General features: G+C 68.8%; 21 protein-coding genes. 10 read left to right on the top strand and 11 right to left on the bottom strand.

Going from position 1 to position 20,341, the window contains the following annotated elements; all coding sequences use genetic code 11:
• Nucleotides 1–51: 51 nt before the first annotated feature.
• Together ACM6LU_RS23455 and ACM6LU_RS23460 are read right to left on the bottom strand one after the other, a co-directional pair.
• A complete protein-coding gene (locus tag ACM6LU_RS23455) occupies nucleotides 52–2,544 on the bottom strand; it encodes a polynucleotide kinase-phosphatase (protein WP_414939881.1) in 2,493 nt (830 codons plus the stop codon).
• Nucleotides 2,541–3,908, bottom strand: coding sequence for a 3' terminal RNA ribose 2'-O-methyltransferase Hen1 (locus ACM6LU_RS23460; RefSeq protein WP_414939882.1), 1,368 nt, complete (start codon nucleotides 3,906–3,908; stop codon nucleotides 2,541–2,543). Before ACM6LU_RS23460 ends, ACM6LU_RS23455 begins: the two co-directional genes overlap by 4 nt.
• 64 nt (nucleotides 3,909–3,972) lie before the next feature.
• On the opposite strand from ACM6LU_RS23460, the gene ACM6LU_RS23465 reads away from it, so the two are divergent.
• Nucleotides 3,973–5,985 (top strand): thioredoxin domain-containing protein, encoded by a 2,013-nt coding sequence (locus ACM6LU_RS23465; protein WP_414939883.1) that lies wholly within the window; start codon nucleotides 3,973–3,975, stop codon nucleotides 5,983–5,985.
• Between the two features lie 113 nt (nucleotides 5,986–6,098).
• Here ACM6LU_RS23465 and ACM6LU_RS23470 read toward each other — a convergent pair whose 3' ends face one another.
• Nucleotides 6,099–6,560, bottom strand: a complete 462-nt coding sequence (locus ACM6LU_RS23470) for a hypothetical protein (RefSeq protein ID WP_414939884.1) — start codon at nucleotides 6,558–6,560, stop codon at nucleotides 6,099–6,101.
• A gap of 182 nt (nucleotides 6,561–6,742) precedes the next feature.
• Here ACM6LU_RS23470 and ACM6LU_RS23475 point away from each other — a divergent pair, with 182 nt between their 5' ends.
• The 3 genes from ACM6LU_RS23475 to ACM6LU_RS23485 all read left to right on the top strand — a co-directional run bounded on the left by ACM6LU_RS23475 (nucleotide 6,743) and on the right by ACM6LU_RS23485 (nucleotide 9,894).
• Nucleotides 6,743–7,303, top strand: a complete 561-nt coding sequence (locus tag ACM6LU_RS23475) for a hypothetical protein (RefSeq protein WP_414939913.1) — start codon at nucleotides 6,743–6,745, stop codon at nucleotides 7,301–7,303.
• Nucleotides 7,304–7,372: 69 nt separating this feature from the next.
• Nucleotides 7,373–7,807, top strand: coding sequence for a hypothetical protein (locus ACM6LU_RS23480; protein ID WP_414939885.1), 435 nt, complete (start codon nucleotides 7,373–7,375; stop codon nucleotides 7,805–7,807).
• 191 nt (nucleotides 7,808–7,998) lie between these two features.
• A complete protein-coding gene (locus ACM6LU_RS23485; RefSeq protein WP_414939886.1) occupies nucleotides 7,999–9,894 on the top strand; it encodes an acyl-CoA dehydrogenase in 1,896 nt (631 codons plus the stop codon).
• Here the strand turns inward: ACM6LU_RS23485 and ACM6LU_RS23490 are convergent.
• Both ACM6LU_RS23490 and ACM6LU_RS23495 read right to left on the bottom strand, forming a co-directional pair.
• Nucleotides 9,851–10,597, bottom strand: coding sequence for a potassium channel family protein (locus ACM6LU_RS23490; RefSeq protein WP_414939887.1), 747 nt, complete (start codon nucleotides 10,595–10,597; stop codon nucleotides 9,851–9,853). The two genes, ACM6LU_RS23485 and ACM6LU_RS23490, sit on opposite strands and share 44 nt — an antisense overlap.
• A gap of 38 nt (nucleotides 10,598–10,635) precedes the next feature.
• Nucleotides 10,636–11,130: a pyridoxamine 5'-phosphate oxidase family protein gene (locus ACM6LU_RS23495; protein ID WP_414939888.1), complete on the bottom strand. Its 495-nt coding sequence runs from the start codon at nucleotides 11,128–11,130 to the stop codon at nucleotides 10,636–10,638.
• A 23-nt stretch (nucleotides 11,131–11,153) separates the two neighbouring features.
• Here ACM6LU_RS23495 and ACM6LU_RS23500 point away from each other — a divergent pair, with 23 nt between their 5' ends.
• Nucleotides 11,154–11,369, top strand: a complete 216-nt coding sequence (locus ACM6LU_RS23500) for a BBE domain-containing protein (RefSeq protein WP_414939889.1) — start codon at nucleotides 11,154–11,156, stop codon at nucleotides 11,367–11,369.
• A gap of 88 nt (nucleotides 11,370–11,457) precedes the next feature.
• Here the strand turns inward: ACM6LU_RS23500 and trhA are convergent, their stop codons facing one another.
• Complete coding sequence (trhA, locus tag ACM6LU_RS23505; RefSeq protein WP_414939914.1) at nucleotides 11,458–12,099, bottom strand: PAQR family membrane homeostasis protein TrhA; 642 nt, start codon at nucleotides 12,097–12,099, stop codon at nucleotides 11,458–11,460.
• Between the two features lie 131 nt (nucleotides 12,100–12,230).
• On the opposite strand from trhA, the gene ACM6LU_RS23510 reads away from it, so the two are divergent.
• Nucleotides 12,231–13,007: an isoprenyl transferase gene (locus tag ACM6LU_RS23510; protein ID WP_414939890.1), complete on the top strand. Its 777-nt coding sequence runs from the start codon at nucleotides 12,231–12,233 to the stop codon at nucleotides 13,005–13,007.
• A 60-nt stretch (nucleotides 13,008–13,067) separates the two neighbouring features.
• On the opposite strand, the gene ACM6LU_RS23515 is transcribed toward ACM6LU_RS23510, so the two are convergent.
• Nucleotides 13,068–13,259, bottom strand: a complete 192-nt coding sequence (locus ACM6LU_RS23515; protein WP_414939891.1) for a hypothetical protein — start codon at nucleotides 13,257–13,259, stop codon at nucleotides 13,068–13,070.
• 187 nt (nucleotides 13,260–13,446) lie between these two features.
• Nucleotides 13,447–13,728 carry a hypothetical protein gene (locus tag ACM6LU_RS23520; protein WP_414939892.1) on the bottom strand — a complete coding sequence of 94 codons (282 nt, stop codon included), beginning with the start codon at nucleotides 13,726–13,728 and terminating at the stop codon, nucleotides 13,447–13,449.
• Nucleotides 13,729–14,034: 306 nt separating this feature from the next.
• On the opposite strand from ACM6LU_RS23520, the gene ACM6LU_RS23525 reads away from it, so the two are divergent.
• Nucleotides 14,035–15,321 carry a PhoH family protein gene (locus ACM6LU_RS23525; protein ID WP_414939915.1) on the top strand — a complete coding sequence of 429 codons (1,287 nt, stop codon included), beginning with the start codon at nucleotides 14,035–14,037 and terminating at the stop codon, nucleotides 15,319–15,321.
• 55 nt (nucleotides 15,322–15,376) lie between these two features.
• Here the strand turns inward: ACM6LU_RS23525 and ACM6LU_RS23530 are convergent, their stop codons facing one another.
• Nucleotides 15,377–16,816, bottom strand: coding sequence for a GuaB1 family IMP dehydrogenase-related protein (locus ACM6LU_RS23530; RefSeq protein ID WP_414939893.1), 1,440 nt, complete (start codon nucleotides 16,814–16,816; stop codon nucleotides 15,377–15,379).
• A 35-nt stretch (nucleotides 16,817–16,851) separates the two neighbouring features.
• Here ACM6LU_RS23530 and ACM6LU_RS23535 point away from each other — a divergent pair, with 35 nt between their 5' ends.
• Nucleotides 16,852–17,328 (top strand): DUF309 domain-containing protein, encoded by a 477-nt coding sequence (locus tag ACM6LU_RS23535; RefSeq protein ID WP_414939894.1) that lies wholly within the window; start codon nucleotides 16,852–16,854, stop codon nucleotides 17,326–17,328.
• Here ACM6LU_RS23535 and ACM6LU_RS23540 read toward each other — a convergent pair.
• Nucleotides 17,308–17,718, bottom strand: a complete 411-nt coding sequence (locus ACM6LU_RS23540) for a winged helix-turn-helix transcriptional regulator (protein WP_414939895.1) — start codon at nucleotides 17,716–17,718, stop codon at nucleotides 17,308–17,310. The genes ACM6LU_RS23535 and ACM6LU_RS23540 overlap by 21 nt on opposite strands.
• Between ACM6LU_RS23540 and ACM6LU_RS23545 the strand changes: the two genes are divergently transcribed.
• On the top strand, nucleotides 17,710–18,084 hold the full coding sequence (locus tag ACM6LU_RS23545; protein ID WP_414939896.1) for a YybH family protein: 375 nt from the start codon (nucleotides 17,710–17,712) through the stop codon (nucleotides 18,082–18,084). The genes ACM6LU_RS23540 and ACM6LU_RS23545 overlap by 9 nt on opposite strands.
• 73 nt (nucleotides 18,085–18,157) lie before the next feature.
• Nucleotides 18,158–19,387, top strand: coding sequence for an NADH:flavin oxidoreductase/NADH oxidase family protein (locus ACM6LU_RS23550; RefSeq protein ID WP_414939897.1), 1,230 nt, complete (start codon nucleotides 18,158–18,160; stop codon nucleotides 19,385–19,387).
• Here ACM6LU_RS23550 and ACM6LU_RS23555 read toward each other — a convergent pair.
• On the bottom strand, nucleotides 19,331–20,086 hold the full coding sequence (locus tag ACM6LU_RS23555; protein WP_414939898.1) for a Pr6Pr family membrane protein: 756 nt from the start codon (nucleotides 20,084–20,086) through the stop codon (nucleotides 19,331–19,333). The genes ACM6LU_RS23550 and ACM6LU_RS23555 overlap by 57 nt on opposite strands.
• Nucleotides 20,087–20,341 lie beyond the last annotated feature (255 nt).

Below are 20,341 nucleotides of genomic sequence, written 5' to 3' on the forward strand. Positions count from 1 at the left end.
TCATTGCAGAATTCGCGATGAAAGTCCCGTTCATCACAGTGTCGAAGCGGGTCAGAGGCGCGGGTCGACCGGATCCGACTCCAGGGCCAGTACGGCGAACACGCACTCGTGCACCCGCCACAGCGGTTCCCCGCGCGCCAGCCTCTCCAGCGCCTCCAGTCCCAGCGCGTACTCGCGCAGCGCGAGCGCCCGCTTCCGGTTCAGTCCGCGTTTGCGGAGCCGCGCGAGGTTCTCCGGCAGCGTGTAGTCCGGCCCGTAGATGATCCGCAAGTATTCGCGCCCGCGCACCTTCACTCCCGGCTGCACCAGCCCGCGCGTCCCGCGGGCCAGGTTCGCCGCCGGTTTGACGACCATCCCCTCGCCGCCCGCGCCGGTCAGTTCCAGCCACCATTCGACGCCGCGCGCCACCGACGCCGGGTCGGTGGTGTCGACCGACAGGGTCCGTGTACGCGTGAACAGGTCACCGGTGAGCCGGTCCAGCAGCGAGAGGTGCCAGTCGTGAGGCCGGTCATGGTACGACCGGCCTTCCGAGGCCAGTACCTGGAACGGCGCGATCCGGACGCCGTCGAGGCCGTCGGTCGGCCAGCAGTAACGCCGGTACGCCTGCCGGTAAGCGTCCACAGTGGACTCGCGGACACGTGTTCGCGAAAGCAGTTCGGACACGTCGATCCCGCGAGCGGCGGCGGCGTCCAGTGAGGCGACGGCGGCGGGCAGCACGGACTGCGCCGCCGCGCCGACGGCCGCGTACTGGCCCGAGATCAGTGATCCGGCCTTCGCGCTCCACGGCAGCAACTCCGCGTCCAGCAGCAGCCAACCGGTGTCCAGCTCGTCGAACAGCTCTGACGCGGCCTCGCGCACACCCGTGAGCAGCCGCGTGTTCTGCCCGGGAGTGAAGAACGGCCGCCCGGTGCGGGTGTACACCGCGCCGGGACCGCTGATCCCGAACCGCGCGGGAGCCACGTCGTCGTCACGGCACACGAGCACGATCGCCCGCGATCCCATGTGCTTCTCTTCGCACACGACGGATTGGACGCCCGACGTGCGGAACTCGGCGAAGGCCTCCTCGGGGTGTTCGAGGTAGTCCTCGGAGGCGGACGTCGAACACGGTGCCATGGTCGGCGGCAGGTACGGCAGCAGACGCGGGTCGACGGCGAACCGGCTCATCACCTCGAGTGCCGCCGCCGACTGCTCGGCGGAAACCCCGACCCGGCCGTGGTGGCGGGTCTGGATGATCCGTTTCCCGGTGACGTCGCCCAGTTCCAGCACCGCGGGCTCGCGTCCGTCCAGCGGCCGCTCCGGTTCGAGCGGGCGCGCCGGCTCGAACCAGACCTTTTTCGCCTTCACCGAGACGACTTCCCGTTCCGGGTAGCGCAGAGCGGTCAGCTTGCCGCCGAACACACAGCCGGTGTCGAGGCACATGGTCCCGTTGATCCACTCCGGTTCCAGCGTCGGCGTGTGTCCATAAAGGACCATCGCGGTACCTCGGTAGTCGCGCGCCCACGGCAGCCGCACCGGCAGGCCGTACTCGTCGGTCTCGCCGGTGGTGTCGCCGTAGAGCGCGGTGCTCCGCACCCGGCCCGACGCGCGTCCGTGGTACTTCTCGGGCAGGCCCGCGTGCGCGACGACGAGCTTGCCGCCGTCGAGGACGTAATGCGCGATGAGTCCTTCGCAGAAGGCGTGTGCCTTCGCGCGGAAGTCCTCGTCCTGTGCGGAAAGCTGCTCCAGTGACTCCGCGAGGCCGTGCGTCACCTGGACCTTGCGCCCGTTCAGGGCGCGGGTCAGTTTCTGTTCGTGGTTCCCGCAGACGACCAGCGCGTTGCCCGCTTCGGCCATCGCCATCACGCGGCGCAGCACCCCCGGTGTGTCGGGTCCGCGGTCGACGAGGTCGCCGACGAACAGCGCGGTGCGTCCTTCGGGATGCACGCCGTCGGCGTAACCCAGTTCGCTGAGCAGCTCCTCCAGTTCCTCGCGGCAGCCGTGGACGTCGCCGATGACGTCGAACGGCCCGGTCAGCTCGCGGCGGTCGTTGCGCAGCGGTTCGACGACGATCTCCGCTTCGGCGACCTCGCCTTCGCTCCGCAACACGTGGACGCGGCGGAAACCCTCGCGCTCCAACGACTTCAGCGAGCGGTGCAGTTCGCCACGCTGACGGCGGACGACGTGCTCGCCGAAGTCGCGGTCCGGCCGGGACTCGTTGCGTTCCTGGCAGAGCTTCAGCGGGAGATCGAGGACGATCGCGGTCGGCAGGACGTCGTACTCCTTCGCCAGCTTCAGCAGGCTCGCCCGGGAAGCGCGTTGGACGTTCGTCGCGTCGATCACGGTGACCTTGCCTGCTGCGAGCCGCTTCGCCGCGACGTAGTGGAGCACGTCGAAAGCGGCGGCCGACGCGCTCTGGTCGTTCTCGTCATCGGCCACCAAGCCGCGGAAGTAGTCGCTGGACAGCACCTGTGTCGGCGCGAAATGCGTCCGCGCGAAGGTCGACTTGCCGGAGCCGGAGGCCCCGGCGAGCACGACGAGGGACATGTCGGGAATGGTCAGTTTCATGCCAAGGCCTCCTTTCGAGACGTGAAGACCGCCATTTGGGTGGGCGGTCCTGATTCCTGGGACACCTGTCCCACTGGTAGCTGACGGACGTCGTAGCCGCGCCGGGCCGCGACGCCCTCCGCCCACGAACGGAACTGCTCCCGTGTCCACTCGAAACGGTGGTCGGCATGCCGGAACCGGCCTTCTTCGAGAAACTCGAAGTGCCGGTTGTACTCGGCGTTCGGCGTCGTGACGAGCACCGTCCGCGGTGCGGCGACGCCGAACACGGCGTGCTCCAGCGCGGGCAGGCGCTCCTCGTCGACGTGCTCGATCACCTCCATCAGCACCGCCGCGTCGTACCCGGCCAGCGACGGGTCCGCGTAGGTCAGCGCGGACTGCCGAAGGGTGATCCGAATCTTGTCCTCGAGCCGTTTGCCGGCGATGTCCAAAGCGCTCGCGGAAACGTCGACACCGACGATCTCGGTGAACGACGGTTCGTTCTGGAGCACCCGCAGCAGCGCGCCACCACCGCAGCCGAGGTCCAGGACGCGCCGCGCGCCCGCCGCCCGAAGTGCCGCGAGCACGCTCCCGTGACGCTGGACGGCCAGCGGCTCTGGCCGGTCCGGCGGCTCCGTGACCCGCGCTTCGGCCTCGGACGGCACGTCCTCCGCCTCGGCCAGCCGGGCAAGCGCGTACGAGACGATCGGGCGGCGCCGTTCGAGGTACCGGTTGGTGATTAGGTCCCGTTCCGGATGGACGGCGAGCCAGCCCTCGCCTGCCCGCAGCAACTTGTCGGCTTCGTCCTGGCCGATCCAGTAGTGCTTGTCGCCGTCGAGAGCGGGCAGCAGGACGTACAGGTGGCGCAGCGCGTCGACGACCCGGTGCGTCCCGGTCAGTCTGAGATCGACGTAGCGAGAATCGCCCCACTGCGGGAAGTGCGGGTCGAGCGGGATGGTCTTCGTCTCGACCTGCCAGCCGAGCGGCTCGAAAAGCCTGTGGACGACCTCGGCGCCGCCTCGCGCGGTCAGCGACGGCATCCGGATCTCCAGCGGGAACGCCTCGTCCACCAGTTCCGGCCGGTTCGCGCACCGGCCGGACAGCGCCGTGGTGAAGACCGCCCGCAGTGCCACCGCCAGATACGAGCCACCCGCGTACGGCCGGTCGTTGACGTACTGGGTCAACGACGTCGCGCCGCCGCGCACGAGGTCGATCGGGTCGATCTCGACCAGCAGCGCGACCGTGCAGCGCTCTTCGGACGCCTCGGGGTAGAAGACGTGCGCCGTCCCGGCCGACAGCGTGAACGACTGCGCCTTCTCCGGATGCTTGTGCAGGAGAAAGCCCAGGTCGGTCGCAGGGTCGCGGGTGGTCGTCATGGTGAGGAGCACAGGGTGAGTGTCTCGCAGACGGCCGCCGCGGCGCGCGTGCTTTTGAGCATGCGACCCTGGAGGCATGTCGAATCGCCTGAAGGCCGCGACCAGCCCGTATCTGCTTCAGCACGCCGAGAACCCGGTGGACTGGTGGCCCTGGGGAGAAGAAGCGCTGGCCGAGGCGAAGCGGCGGAATGTGCCGATCCTGCTTTCGGTCGGCTACGCGGCCTGCCACTGGTGCCATGTCATGGCGCACGAGTCCTTCGAGGACGAAGCCACCGCGACGCTGATGAACGCGAACTTCGTCAACATCAAGGTCGACCGCGAAGAACGCCCGGACATCGACGCGGTGTACATGGCCGCCACGCAGGCGATGACCGGCCAGGGCGGTTGGCCGATGACGTGCTTCCTGACCCCGGAGGGGGAGCCGTTCCATTGCGGCACCTACTACCCGCCGTCGCCCCGGCACGGGATGCCGTCGTTCTCGCAGCTGATCGTCGCCGTCGCTGAAGCCTGGGGTGAACGTCCGGAGGAACTGCGCTCCGGCGCCCAGCAGATCATCGCTCACCTCACGGAGAAGAGCGGCCCGCTGCCCGAGTCCGTTGTGGACGGTGCCGCGCTGGACGGCGCGGTCTCGTCGTTGCGCGAGGAATACGACCCCGAGACCGGCGGATTCGGGGGAGCGCCGAAGTTCCCGCCGACGATGGCCTTGACCTTCCTTCTGCGCCACTACGAACGCACCGGCTCCGAGGACGCCCTCGCTCCGGTGAAGCACACAGCCGAAGCGATGGCACTCGGCGGGCTCGACGACCAGCTCGGGGGCGGGTTCGCGCGCTATTCGGTCGACGCGCGCTGGGAAGTGCCGCACTTCGAGAAGATGTTGTACGACAACGGTCTACTCTTGCGCTTCTATGCTCAGTTCCATGGCGTGACCGGGCTCGGGTACGCGCGCCGGATTGTCGAGGAGACCGCGGAATTCCTGCTGCGCGACCTGGGGACGGCCGAAGGCGGGTTCGCCGCGTCGCTCGACGCGGACACCGACGGCGTCGAGGGGCTCACCTATGTCTGGACGCCCGCGCAGCTCGTCGAAGTGCTCGGAGAGGAAGACGGTGCGTGGGCGGCCGGGTTGTTCCAGGTGACCGAGCGAGGCAACTTCGAGCACGGCGCGTCGACGCTGCGGCTGCGTGAACCCCATCCCGAAGACGCGGAGCGCTACGAGCGGGTTCGCCGGGCACTGCTGACAGCGCGCGACGGACGCCCTCAGCCCGCCCGCGACGACAAGGTCATCGCCGCGTGGAACGGGCTCGCGATCGGCGCGCTCGCCAAGGCTGGCGCCCGGCTCGGCCGTCCACAGTGGATCGACGCGGCCGCCCGTGCGGCGGCTTTCCTGATGGACAACCACTTCGTGGACGGACGGTTGCGCCGGACCTCGCGCGACGGCGTCGTCGGCACGACCGCCGGAGTGCTGGAGGACTACTCGTGTCTCGCCGAAGGGTTGCTCGAACTCCACCAGGCGACCGGGGAACCGCGTTGGCTCGCCGACGCGATCACCTTGCTGGACCTCGCTTTGGCCCATTTCGGCATCCCGGACTCGCCAGGCGCCTACTACGACACGGCCGACGACGCGGAAGTCCTGGTGCAGCGGCCTTCCGATCCGACCGACAACGCGAGCCCGTCGGGGGCTTCGGCGCTGGCGAACGCGTTGCTGACCGCGTCCGTGCTGGCCGGGCACGACAAGGTGGGCAGCTACCGCGAGGCGGCCGAGCGGGCGCTGGCGCGGGCTGGACGGCTCGCCGCCCACGCGCCGCGGTTCGCCGGGCACTGGCTTTCGGTCGCCGAAGCCGCCGCCGCGGGGCCTGTCCAGGTCGCCGTGGTCGGACCGGACGCCGCTTCGCGTGAGGACCTGCTGGCCGCTGCCGTCGCGTCGCTGCCGGACGGCGCCGTCGTCGTGAGCGGGAACCCGGACGCCGACGGCGTGCCGCTGCTCGCCGACCGTCCGTTGGTCGAGGGAGCCGCCGCCGCGTACGTGTGCCGTGGGTACGTGTGCGAACGCCCGGTCACCCAAGCCGAAGAACTGCGCGCCCAGCTCGGCTGAGGGCCTTCACCGCGGCGATCACCGGTCTGACCGTGAGGCTCAGTGAGCCTTTGCATTCTGTCGCGGGGATCCCTTTCACGGACAACCGCCTCGGCCTGCACCGATGCAAGGGCTCACCAGTCCCACGCCATAGGGCGGAGGCCGAAGGCATCACCACCGGGCCGAGGCGTTCCCACCGGCTTTACCGCGACCTGCGGTCCCTTCGCCCTGGCCGCCGTCGACTTCGGCGGAACACCCGTCACCGTGAACATCCGGGTCGATTTGCGTCCGTCGGAGCAGGTGAGGGTCGCGACGTACTCGCCGGGCGTCTTCACCACATTCCCGAACCCGCCGTGCGTCCCGAAGTTCCCGCCGACGGTCCACTGGATCGGCGCGGCGAGGCCCGGCGACGTCACCGGGCCGCCCGGGAAGCAGCCGCCCGCCGCGGCCTTGGTCTCGGCGTAGATCTGTTCCCCGGATCCGAGTTCGCTCGGGCCGAGGTACCAGCTGGGATCGGTGGTCGCCGTGGCCGGCGCGATCACCGCCAGTTGAGCCGCTTCGAGCACGAAAGCGCCGATCATGACTTTCTTCAGCATGCCGTTCCCCTTCCCCGATGACTACTGAAGGGGACACGTCCGCACAGGTCATCGGGTTGCCCTGGATTACGCCGGAGGAGAACACGACTGAATCTCGGTCGCCGCGAGCGTAGCGTCGGTAGCGTTGTAATCATGTAATCGCGGGAGCGAGCATGCGCACCTACTTCAGGACGGCGAGGCAGATGGGACGCGGTAACTGGAAAGGCCGGGGCGGCTGGCAGCAGGCGGAGATCCCGCCGGCGGACGACGCGGGCGCGTGGTTCGGCGGGCGGCTCCCGGAGGGCTGGTTCACCGGAGACCCCGAGGTCACGGTGGATCGCGAGGAGATCGTCATCGTCGGCGAACTCCAGCCGCTCACCGGCGAATACGCCGACGACGCCGCTCGCGCGGCGGCCGAGGACGGCCGGATCAGCCGGTTCCGCGAGGAGACCCGTGACGAGCGGATCGAGATCGCGCGCCAGGCCGAGCACCGGTATCAGCGCAAGGTCGCCTGGGGCGCGAGCCTCGGCGGCACGAGGCATCTGTTCACCACGCATTCGGCGCCGGTCATGACCAGGCTGCGGCAGCCGGAGCGCCTGGTCCTCGACACCCTCGTGGACGCCGGCGTCGCGCGGTCGCGGTCGGAGGCACTGGCCTGGGCGGTCCGGCTGGTCGGGGAACACGCGGACGCCTGGCTCGCCGAACTCCGGGAGGCGATGACCAAGGTCGACGATCTCCGCTCACAGGGACCGGACCTTTCCTGAAGCCGGGGTCCGCCCCCGGAGTCGGGTTTCCGCCGTCTTGAACGAAGTCCTCTTGCGAAAGAAGGCGTCATGGACGGCGGAATCGCCCGGCGGCGGCTGATCGCGGGCGGCCTGGCGGTGGCGGCGAGCCCCTTGCTCGCGCCCACCGCCTCGGCGGCCCCGTGCACGGTCTCGATCCCGGTACTTCCCTGGCCCGCGGCCAACGACCTCGTCGCGCGGGCGAAACTCCCGGTCTTCCCGGACCGGACGTTCTCCGTGCTCGATTTCGAGACGGCCAACGCGCGCGGGGGCGGGCACGTCGTCGTGCCGAAGGGCACCTTCGTCACCGGCGCCGTGTACCTCAAGAGCGATGTGGACCTGCACCTCGCCGCTCGGTCGTGTACGTCCTGCCGGGCTGCAACGGCCAAACCCGCGTGTACTTCCCGCGGTTCGGCCCACTCACCATCGGCAACTCCTCCAGCACGAAGTGCGGGCAAGCGGCGTTCAACGTCCGAGGTTGCCTAACTCACACGTCCGTGGCCTGCGGGTGAGTGACTGTTGCTTCGCAGGGTCGCGAACATCGAGAACACCCTGGAACGCGTCGATGACCTGCGGTTCGAGAACACGACGATCAACGGGAAACCGGTCTGATTCGTCCTGCGCTTCCCGATGCGGTGCGGCAGGCTGGGCGCAGACCGCACCGCATCGGAGGAATCGTGGCCACACCAGGACTTCCCGCGAAGATCGACCCGGACGCGCTCACCACCGTCCTCGACGGACGGTGGGCCGAACTGCGTCGCGCGGTGCGCGCGCAGATGGCGGCCGAGAGCTTCAAGGACCCCGTCGATCTCGACGTGGAAGCACATCGTGCCCAGGTCCTCGAATGGATGCGTCTGCTCGCCCGCACCGACCGGCCGGGGCTCGGCTTCGACCCGGCGCACGGCGGAGGCGGCGACGTCGGCGGATCGGTGATGTCGTTCGAGATGCTGGGGTTCGGCGACCTCTCGCTGATGGTCAAGGCCGGTGTCCAATGGGGCCTGTTCGGCGGCGCGGTGCAGTTGCTCGGCACCGAACGCCACCACGAGCGCTACCTGCGCGAGATCAAGGATCTGGACGTGCTGGGCTGCTTCGCGATGACCGAGCACGGCCACGGCTCGGACGTCCAGCATCTGCGGACCACCGCGACCTACGACCCGGCCACGCGCGAGTTCGTCGTGCACACGCCGGACCGGGGCGCGACGAAGGAGTACATCGGCAACGCCGCCCGTGACGGCGAACTCGCGGTCGTGTTCGCGCAGCTGATCACCGGTGGCGAGTCGCGTGGTGTGCACGCCTTCGTGGTGCCGATCCGCGGCGAGAACGTGAGCGGCGTCGAGATCGAGGACTGCGGGCGCAAGGCGGGCCTCAACGGCGTTGACAACGGGCGACTCACTTTCACCCAGGTGAGGGTTCCGCGCGAGGCGCTGCTCAACCGGTTCGGTGATGTCGCCGAGGACGGGACGTACACGAGTCCGATCGAAAGCGACGGCCGCCGGTTCTTCACCATGCTCGGCACGCTCATCCGCGGCCGGGTCAGCGTCGCGGGCAGCGCCGGCAGCGCGACGAAACGCGCGCTCGCGCTGGCCGTCCGGTACGGCGAGCGGCGGCGGCAGTTCGCGCGGCCCGACGGCGACGAGGTCGTGATCCTCGATTACCGCGCCCACCAGCGGAAACTGCTGCCCGCGCTGGCGACGTCGTACGCGCTGCACTTCGCGCAGGAAGCGCTCGTCGCGAAGCTTCACGACATCGCCGAGGACGCGCCGGAGGAGGAGCAGCGCGAGCTGGAATCGCGGGCCGCCGGGATCAAGGCGGTGTCCACCTGGCACGCGACGGCGACCATCCAGACCGCCCGCGAGGCGTGCGGCGGCTCCGGTTACCTCTCGGAGAACCTGCTCGCCGGGCTGAAGGCCGACACGGACGTCTTCACCACTTTCGAGGGTGACAACACCGTCCTGCTGCAACTGGTCGCGAAGGGGCTGCTGACCAGCTACAAGGACCAGTTCGAAGACCTCAGCCCGCTCGCGACCGCGCGGTTCGTGGCGGAGCAGTTCGTCGAGGCCGTGATCGAACGGACGTCCGCGCGCAAGGTCGTCGAGCGGCTCACCGACGCCGACGACAGCGACGTGCTGTACTCGCGTGAGTGGCATCTGAAGCTGTTCGAAGACCGCGAAGAGCACGTACTCGGCGGTGTCGCGCAGCGCCTGCGTAAGGCGAGTTCGGACCCCTCCGGCGTCTTCGGTGTCTTCAACGACGCGCAGGACCACGTGCTGCGCGCGGGGCGCGTGCACGTCGATCGGGTGGTGCTGGAAGCGTTCATCGACGCTATCGAACGCTGTGCCGACGCGGAGGCCCGTGAGCTGCTGGAGCGGGTCTGCGACCTTTACGCGCTCGCGAACATCGAGGCGGATCGGGGCTGGTTCCTCGAACACGGGCGGCTGGCCTCCGGGCGCTCGAAGGCCGTCACCGCCGCGGTGAACGCGCTGTGCGCCGACCTGCGCCCGCACGCGCGGACGCTCGTGGACGCCTTCGCTATCCCCGAGCAGTACCTAGCGGCTCCGATGCTGCGGGACTGACCCCGGCACGCTGCTCGGCGAGCTCGGCCCGCAACGCCTTGACTTCGCGGGTCAGCTCGTCGAGATGCTCACGGGTGACCGCCTGCGCGTTCTCGTCGGCCTCGGTCACCCGGCGGATCAGCCACGACGCCAGCGTCGCGGTGACCACACCGAGCAGGGCGATCCCGGCCACCATCAGCCCGACCGCGACGACGCGGCCGGTGCCACTGACGGGATAACGGTCGCCGTAGCCGACCGTGGTGATCGTCGTGATCGACCACCACACCGCGTCCGGGAAGTCGGTGATCGGCGCGTCCGGCGAGGCCCGTTCCGCGTCGAGCACGGCGAGTGCCGAACAGAACACGATGAGCGCCGTCGCGCCCACCGTGTAGACCACGACGCGGCCGCGCAGCGACAGGCCCGCGTTGCGGTTGAGGACGTTGAGCACCGTGACGAGCCGGAGCAGCCGCAGCTGCCGGATCAGCGGGAGCACGATGATCAACAGGTCGAAGATGTTGTTCTTCAGGAAGGCTCGTTTGTCCTCGGCGTGTCTGAGGCGGACGCCGTAGTCCAGGGCGAAGACCGCCCAAGAGACCCAGGTGACCACCTCGCACCAGACCTTGCCGGTATGCCCGAGCGAGGGTTGGAGGATCGGCCACGCGTAGGCGGCCAGGAACAGTACGGCGGCGGCGTTGAGCGGCCACTCCATCCGCTTTTCCCACATCGGGCGTCTCCTCACCTGGCCTTTCCCAGGTGCGTACGTTAGGCGATGTCGAGGGCCGTTCCATAGAGTTTCCCGGTTCTGAGGGTGATGAAAAGCCTGCGCTCGCCCGGGTCCTCCTGTGTTCGAACGACTTCGGAGAGTTCCGCTTCTCCTTCCACGACCGCGAACTTCCAGTGGTCGGCGCTGGAGACGTAGAGGGACGCGTGTGGATTATTGCGGATCTGCTTGACCTTGAGGCGGTCTTCGGTCGTGCTGATCCGGATCTCGCGGGCCTCGGGATTCCAGTCGTAGACGACGGTGGAGAGATGCGGCCGGCCGTCGCGCTTGAGGGTCGCGAGGGCGCCGAAGGTGTGCTCGGCGAGGAAGTCGCTGAGGGCGGCGTCGTCGAGCGGGCGGGGAGGTGCGTTCTTGGCCATGGTGGCGATCATGGCTGCCGTGGTGGGGGCGCGGAAGAAGGCACTTTCTTGTGCCAGAGGGAACACGCGTGTGTCTCTCCTGGTCACCCGGCCGATCAGTTGACCCGCCTTGTCCACCCTGGCCCCCGAACACGTCCGGGGTGCCTTGGCAGACGCTGTACTACCAGGGGAACTACCCGCGTTTGCGGCGGGGGAAGGCGCGATGGGATCCGCAATTGGACAGCCTGATGGCCGACTCGTTTGGAGGCTGGTGCCATGCCTGCTGGTTGCCACAGCTACGCCGAAACTCGTCGGAAGCTGAAAGCGCCGCTCGGGACCGCGGGAGTACGCGGAAGATTGGCGATTGCGGCTGCTGAACGCTCCGAACCACAACGGCAACTCGGAAGTGGTTCAGCTGATCAGCTCAAGTGACGACGATCAGCTACGTGACCGGCTGACCTGCGGCTAGGCGTACATCGCCAGCCAGATCGCGATATAGTGCGAAACAGCCGCCAGCACGGTGCAGGCGTGGAAGTATTCGTGGTACCCGAACGTATCCGGGAAGTGGTTCGGCCACTTCACCGCGTAGAACACCGCGCCCAAGGTGTAGAACAGCCCGCCGACGCAGAGCAGTACGAGCGCGGGGACGCCGGCGTGCGCGCCCAGTTCGGGCAGGACGAAGACGGCGACCCAGCCGAGTGCGATGTAGATCGGCACGCCCAGCCACCGTGGCGCGTTCGGCCACAGCATCTTCAGGGTGACGCCGCCGAGCGCGCCGCCCCATACGATCGCCAGCACGATGTACCCGGTCGGCTGGGACATCGCCAGAAGGGTGAACGGCGTGTAAGTGCCGGCGATGAACAGGAAGATCATCGAATGGTCGGCGCGCTTCATCCATTCGTATGCTCGTGGGCTCCAGAAGCGACGGTGGTAGAGCGCGCTGACGCCGAAGAGGCCGAGGACGGTCAGGCCGTAGATCGACGTGGCCAAAGTGGCCAAAGGCGACACAGTGGACGCCGCGAGACTGATGAGGGCCGCGGCTCCGGCGACAGCGCCGAAGAAGGACCAGAAGTGAAGATGTCCCCGCAGACGAGGACGGGTGTCCACCAAGGGCGTGGGGCCGGACGGCTCGGGTTCGGTCTCTACGCGCACTGTTTCAGGCTACGGCACCATAGGTTTTTTTCCAGTGTCCGTGGCGCGTCCCACTGAGGCTCGCGGGGTGACTACCCTCCACTGGCGTGAGTCTTCGGTCCTTCTTGTCAGACGTCGTGTACAGCGCCTACGGCAGGCGCCTGATCCAGCAGGCCAAGGGGCGTCATCCACGCCACATCGCCATCATGCTGGACGGCAATCGCCGCTGGGCGCGCGAAGCGGGCTTCACCGACGTCGCCGACGGCCATCGTGCCGGCGCCAAGAAGATCGCCGACTTCCTGAGCTGGTGCAACGAGGCCGACGTCGAGGTCGTCACCATGTGGCTGCTCTCGACCGACAACCTCGGCCGCGCGGTCGAGGAACTGAGCCCGCTGCTGAAGATCATCACCGACGTCACCGACGAGCTCGCCGCGCCGCACACGCCCTGGCGGCTCCGCATCGTGGGAGCCCTTGACCTACTGCCCCCTGAGGTCGCGAAGGCCCTCAGCGCGGCCGCGGAACGCACCGAAGGGCGCTCCGGGATGGAGGTCAACATCGCGGTCGGTTACGGAGGGCGTCAGGAGATCGCCGACGCGGTCCGCAAACTCCTGCTCCAGCACGCCGACGAGGGCACCTCGATCCGCGAGCTCGCGAAGATCCTGGACGTCGACCACATTTCCGAACATATGTACACCTCGGGCCAGCCGGATCCGGATCTGATTATCCGTACCTCGGGTGAGCAGCGGCTTTCCGGTTTTCTGCTCTGGCAATCGGCGCATTCGGAATTCTGGTTCACCGAAGCGTATTGGCCCGCGTTCCGCCGGGTCGATTTTCTCCGCGCGATGCGTGATTACGCCTGGCGGCACCGGCGCTTCGGTTCCTGACCCGAACAGACGAAGGCCCCGGAGTGCGCACTCCGGGGCCTTCGGTGTCCACGCTGAAGATCAGTGGTTGTGGTGCTCCAGCGAGTGACGGATCGACGCTGGTGTGGTAGCAATGCCCGTGTAGGCACCTGCGACCAGCGAAGCGGCGCCATAGCCCAGTGCGCCACCGCCCTCGATGAACGTCGCATACGCGTCGCCGAACGTACCGGTGGTGTCACCAGTGGCGGCGAACGCGGTCCCGCCGACCGTCATGACGCCCGCGGCGACGGCGGAAAACGAAACCAGCCTCCTTCAGCACTTCGCACACTCCTTGGTGGAGATTATTCAGGTTCGGGGGCACCAAAATCCGGTGGGGGTGTCCCGCGGTGAGCAAATTACTCGCTATCCAGAACTTGTGACCGTCTCGTACGCCCATTGTGTGAGCGCGAAATGACCCTCTTCACTCGGTACGGTTCTTTATCTCGGTCACAAAGCGCGCTCCGCTGTCGAACGTGGTAAAACCCCGAGTTCGATCAGGCGAACGCCCTCTGTCGCGTTGATCCATCCGGGTCACGTCGACGGGCGTCCCCGAAGGGTGATCATTACTACCTACCGTGATGGTGACGAAGCGTTGATGTCGTGCGACCGACAGTGAGATGACGGTTTGGCGAATCACCGTGGTGGCTGCCTGCGCGATCGCCCGGACGCCGGTACCTTCCGGAAGTGAGGGTTCGCGTCCCATGCGGACTCTCACGGGAGGCCCTGGTCGTGGCAGTTGTCGACAGGGCGGCACAGCCGCCCAGTGGATGCGCGAGGGGGCCGGCACCCGGCCCTCGTGGCCGCGCCGTCTGACGCGGAAAGCGTCGGAAGGAGCGGTTGGCCAGGGAAGTGCCCGGCCCAGCGAGTGCGGGCGTGGTGCCACGCCCACGAGGGAGATGCCGTCGTGACTGCGCAGCGTTCACCCCGCAAGGCCTCTGGCCGTTCTTCGACCGGTGCCCCTGGCCCGGAGAAAGCCTCGATCTCGCCCGAATCCCAGCGGTCCACTTACGTGCTCGACACGTCGGTCCTGCTCTCCGACCCCTGGTCGGTGACCCGGTTCGCCGAACACGCGGTCGTGCTCCCGCTGGTCGTCATCAGTGAACTGGAGGCGAAACGCCACCATCCCGAACTGGGCTGGTTCGCGCGCGAAGCGCTTCGTATGCTCGACGACCTGCGTCGTCAGCACGGGAGGCTCGACGCGCCGATCCCGATCGGTGAGCACGGCGGCACCCTGCAGGTGGAGTTGAACCACTCGGACCCCACGGTGCTCCCGGCCGGTTTCCGCACCGACTCCAACGACCACCGCATCCTCGCCTGCGCGCTTAACCTGGCGGCGGAACGCGCGTCGGTCACGCTGGTGACCAAGGACATCCCCCTGCGTGTCAAAGCGGGCGCCGTCGGCCTCGAGGCCGACGAGTACCGCGCGCAGGAGGTGACGCCCTCGGGCTGGACGGGAATGGCGGATGTGGACGTCCCGCAGACCCTGGTCGACGCGCTGTTCAGCGGGTCTTCCGTCGATCCGGCGGAGTTCGGGATGCCCGAGGTCGGTGAGCTGCCCTGCCACACCGGTCTGAGGCTGCTCGCTGGCAGTTCGAGCGCGCTGGGCCGGGTCACCGCGGACAAGCGGATCCGGCTCGTGCGGGGTGACAAGGAGGCGTTCGGCCTGTACGGCCGCTCGGCCGAACAGCGGGTGGCGCTGGATCTCCTGCTCGACTCCGACGTCGGCATCGTCTCGCTGGGCGGACGCGCCGGTACCGGTAAGTCGGCGCTCGCGCTCTGCGCGGGGCTGGAGTCGGTGATGGAACGCCGCCAGCACCGCAAGGTCGTGGTGTTCCGGCCGGTGTACGCGGTCGGCGGCCAGGAACTGGGCTACCTGCCCGGTTCCGAGAGCGAGAAGATGCAGCCGTGGGCGCAGGCGGTGTTCGACACCCTCGGCGGGCTGGTCAGTCAGGACGTCCTCGACGAGGTCTTCGACCGCGGCATGCTCGAGGTGCTCCCGCTGACCCACATCCGCGGCCGGTCGCTGCACGACACGTTCGTCATCGTCGACGAGGCGCAGTCCTTGGAGCGCAACGTGCTTTTGACCGTGCTTTCGCGACTCGGCACGGCTTCGCGGGTCGTGCTCACCCATGACGTCGCGCAGCGCGACAACCTGCGGGTCGGGCGGCACGACGGCGTTTCGGCGGTGATCGAAAAGCTCAAGGGTCACCCGCTGTTCGCGCACGTCACGCTGACCCGTTCCGAACGTTCGCCGATCGCGGCGCTGGTCACCGAGATGCTGGAGGACCACGGATAGCCGAGCCGGGGAGTCCCTTTAGGACAGTCCTGGCGGGACTCCCCGGGCCTTCGGATCACCAGCCCGCCGGCAGTGGGCGCCCTTCCGCGAATCCGGCGGCCGACTGGATGCCGAGCAGCGCGCGCTCGTGGAACTCCTCCAGCGTCCGCGCGCCCGCGTACGTGCAGGCGGAGCGGACACCGGAGCCGATGGAGTCGAGCAGGTCCTCGACACCGGGGCGAGCCGGGTCCAGCGCCATCCGCGACGCCGAGATGCCCTCTTCGAACAGGCCCTTCTTGGCGCGTTCGAAGACGTTGTCCGTGCGCGTGCGGGCGCCGACGGCGCGCTTCGACGCCATGCCGAACGACTCCTTGTACGGCTTGCCCTGCTCGTCGTAGCGCAGGTCACCGGGGGATTCGTGCGTACCCGCGAACCATGAGCCGACCATCGCCGAAGACGCGCCGGCGGCCAGTGCGAGCGCGACGTCACGCGGGTGCCGCACACCGCCGTCCGCCCAGACGTGCTTGCCCAGTTCACGGGCCGCGGCCGCGCATTCGGCGACGGCGGAGAACTGCGGGCGGCCGACGCCGGTCATCATCCGCGTGGTGCACATGGCGCCGGGGCCGACACCGACCTTGACGACGTCCGCGCCCGCGTGGATCAGGTCGCGTGTGCCCTCCGCGGTGACCACGTTCCCGGCGACCACCGGGACCCGCGGGTTCACCGACCGGACGGCCTTGAGTGCGGAGATCATCTTTTCCTGGTGACCGTGCGCGGTGTCGACGACCAGCACGTCGACACCCGCCGCCAGAACGGCCTCGGCCTTCGCCGCGACGTCGCCGTTCACGCCGATCGCGGCGGCGACGCGCAGGCTGCCACCGTCGTCGACGGCGGGGGTGTAGATCTCCGCGCGCAGCGCCGCGGTCTCGGTCAGGACGCCGGCGAGCCTGCCGTTTTCGTCGATGCCGAGCGCGAGACCGCCACCGTGGGCGTGCAGGCGCTCGAACACCTCGCGCGGCGGGGTGTCCAACGGGACCGTGACGAGTGCGGGTTCCGCGACGTCGGCGAGCCGCGCGAAGCGGTCGACACCGGCGCAGGCCGCTTCGCCGACGATGCCGACGGGCCTGCCGTCTTCGTCCACCACGACGACGGCGCCGTGGGCACGCTTGCCGACCAGGTTCAGCGCGTCGGCGACCGCGTCACCGCCGGTCAGCACGAGCGGGGTGTCCCACACGGTGTGGCGGCTCTTCACCCAGGCGACGATGTCGGAGACCGCGGCCGTGTCGACATCCTGCGGCAGCACGACGAGCCCGCCGCGCCGGGCGACCGTCTCGGCCATCCGGCGGCCGGCGACGGCCGTCATATTGGCCACCACGATCGGGATCGTCGCGCCGGTGCCGTCCACGGTGGACAGGTCGACGTCGAAGCGGGACTCCACGTTCGAACGGTTCGGCAAGAGGAACACGTCGTCGTAGGTCAGGTCGTGAGCGGGCCGGTGCCCGTCGAGAAAGCGCACGAGTCCCCAGGATACCCGCGTGGAACAATGTCGGCATGACCGACCGGGATCGTGACGAAGCCGGACGAGCCCGCAACGCACGTCCTCGTGACGGTCTCGGCAGGCCGCTCCCGTACGGCGCCGACGGTGTCGAGCGGCAGCCCGAGGGCATCGAACGGGCCCCCGAAGACACCATCGCCGAGGCTCAGCGACTGCTCGACGCGGGTCGCCCGTTCCACGCGCACGAGGTGTTCGAGGACGCGTGGAAAACCACCGACGGGGCGGAGCGGGAGCTGTGGCGCGCTCTCGCGCAACTCGCCGTCGGTCTGACCCATGTGGCCAGGGGAAACGGGAGCGGCGCGGTCTCGCTGCTGGAGCGTGGCGCGGACAACATCGAGCCGTTCCGCGAGAACAGGCCGCACGGGATCGACATCCCGGGGCTGCAGGAGTGGGCGCGGGCGATGGCCGAAGAAGTGAAGGTGCGGATCCGCGTCGAGCCGGTTCCGCCTCGTCTACTGGGACAGGGCTTGTAGCGCCGAGCCGGAGCGGTACAGCTCGATCAGCAGCGGCCGCAGTGCCCGCCCCGCCGGGGTGAGCCGGTAGCTGGTCCGGCTCGGGAAGCCCGGCAGTTCCTCCCGGACGGCGAGGCGTCGCGAGGTCAGGTCGCCGAGGCGTTCTGTTAGCACCTTCGCGGACAGGTCGGGCAACGCGGCGCGAAGGTCGCTGAAGGACCGGGCGCCGCTCATCAGCTCCCGGAGGACCAACGTCGTCCAGCGGCCCGAGATCGCGGCGAGCGCGACCTCGACGGGGCAGTCCGGTTCCGGTCGCCGGGTGCGGCCCCGGGCGTCGGGGACGAGTTCGCCGTCGAAGGTTTCCGTTTGGTGACCTGCTTCGCGGTCGGTTTCGCTGTCCGCATGACGCATTCCGCCAGTGTGCCCTTGACCGCCGATCCCGCCGAGCATCCCTTCGTCTTCCAGGCCGCCTTCAACACCGGATCCGCCGAAATCCTCGACACGATCTACGAACCGGGCGCCGTGTTCGTCCGTCGTGACGGCGTGCAGGTGACCGGTGCGGAACGCCGGGCCGCGAACGGCATGATCCTCGCGCTCGGGCAGCCCGTCACCGTGACGCCGCGGCAGGTGCGCGTGGCCGGTGACCTGGCGTTGTTGATCGTCGACTGGGTGATCGAGGGGCACCTCGCGGCGACGGCCACCGACGTCGCGCGCTGCGGCGAAGACGGGCTCTGGCGCTACGTGATCGACAACCCCTTCGGTCTCGGCGCACCTTGAGTACTCGACATACCGCGAGTATGTTACTTCGAGTAAGGATACTGATCGGTAGGTAACCGGCGGAGGAAGCGCGATGAGCGAGCCCAAGGAACTGCTGGCCGAACCGCTGAAACTGCGGTGCGGCGCGCTCCTGCCGAACCGGCTGGCCAAGGCCGCGTTGAGCGAGCAGCTCGGCGACCGCCGGAACCGGCCGACCGCCGAACTGGCCGAGCTGTACCGGACGTGGTCGCGAGGTGGTGCCGGGACGCTGATCACCGGCAACGTCATGGTCGATCCCACCGCGCTCGGCGAACCTCGCAACGTCGCCGTGCCCCGGCAGCCGGACGCGACCGAGTTCAAGCCGTGGGCCCGGTCGGCAGACGGGACCGAGACCCGGTTGTGGGTCCAGCTCAACCACCCGGGGCGCCAGAGCCCGCGGTTTTTGTCCCGGCAGCCGGTCGCGCCGTCCGCGGTGCCGTTCGGCGACCGCGGTATCCGCTCGGTGTTCGCGACGCCGCGAGCGCTCACCGGCGACGAGATCGAAGCGATCATCGACCGGTTCGGAGTGGCCGCGCGCGCCGTCGTCGACGCCGGGTTCGCCGGTGTCCAGATCCACGGCGCGCACGGCTATCTCGTGTCGCAGTTCCTTTCGCCGCTCACCAACCGGCGCACCGACGGCTGGGGCGGTGACGCCCCGCGAAGGCGCCGGTTCCTGCTGGAAGTGGTCGCCCGCGTACGCGGCGAGGTCGGAGACGCCGTGCCGATCGCGGTCAAGCTCAACAGCGCGGACTTCCAGCGCGGCGGCTTCAGCGAGGAGGAATCGCTCGAAGTCGTCCGTGAGCTGGGGGAAGCGGGTATCGACCTGCTGGAGGTCTCCGGCGGCACCTACGAAAAGGCCGCCATGATGGGCTCCGGTAAGGCGAGCACGGTCAGCCGTGAGGCCTACTTCCTCGACTACGCCGCGAAAGCGCGGCAGGTCACCGATGTCGCGCTGATGGTCACCGGTGGCTTCACCAGCCCGGAGGGGATGGCGGACGCGCTGCGTTCCGGCGCGCTGGACGTCATCGGTCTCGGCAGGCCGCTGATCGTCGATCCGGCGCTGCCCGGACGACTGCTTCGCGGCGAGGACGTGCGAGCCGAGCGCAAAGCGCCGAAGACGGGCATTCGACTGGCGGACAGCCTGCTCGAGATCCAGTGGCACACCCAGCAGATGCACCGGGTGGCCGCCGGGAAACCGGTGGACCGCCGGCTCGGCGCGATGCGGACGCTAGTACGTGCCGGCGTCGCGGATCCGTTCAACGCCTTCCGCCGCGTCCGGGGCTGATCCATCCACGCCCCCGCCGCCACCCTCAACGGAGGAGCTCTGCTCCCAAGCCAAACTCTCGTCCTGCTCATCGCGCCTGGCGAAGGTGCGATCGAAACCGACCGCGGCCGCCGCGAGCCCGATGAACAGCACGCCGATCAGCACGCAGTTGAAGGCGACTCCGCCGTAGCCGTTGATGCCAGGGTCGACGAACGGGTACGGGTAGAACCCGACGAGCGCGCCGCGCACCAGCGTGACCGCGAGCCAGCCCAGCGGGTACAGCAGCGACCAGGACAGGACCCGCCACGACAACTGGCCGCGCGGCCCGAACAGCAGCCAGCCCGCGACGCACATCAGCGGCGACACCTTGTGCAGCATCGTGTCGGCGAACACGGCCCAGCCGTGGAGTTCGTAGAGGTCGGCGAGCGCGACCTGGAAGACGACGCCGGTCACGGTGATGCCGACGAGGCCGGTCAGCCGCAGGACGCCGAAGAGGGGCGACCGGCCCGCGACGCCGAGCGCGAGCAGCAGGCAGCCGATGCCGACCAGGATGTTCGAGTCGATGGTGAAGAAGGCCAGCAGGTTGGCCACCCGTCCGGCCGGGGTCTGGAAGGTGCCACCCGTGGTGCCCGCCGAGATTGGGATCTGCGCGGCGAGACCGGCGATCACCACCAGCGCCGTCGCCCCGAACCAGGCACGCGCGATCTTGGAAGCCTGCATTCCGCCTACTTTATGGGTGACCGGCCGGGAACGTCCCGTCACCACCGCAAGCCGCCACTCGATCGGGGGCGTCTCCCCGCCGCGTTCCGTCCTCTAGTTGCGGTAGTTGGCAGCGCGAACTACCGCAACTAGGGCCTGTTTCAGAAGTGGGTCTTGTTTTGGGATGATCTTTGTATGGGGCGTGGTGACCTGACGAATGAGCAGTGGGCGAGGCTGGAACCGTTGCTGCCTGTGGGGAAGAAGCCGGGTCGTCCG

It is taken from the genome of Amycolatopsis sp. cmx-11-51 (assembly GCF_047608665.1).
In the GTDB taxonomy this organism is placed as follows: Bacteria; Actinomycetota; Actinomycetes; order Mycobacteriales; family Pseudonocardiaceae; genus Amycolatopsis.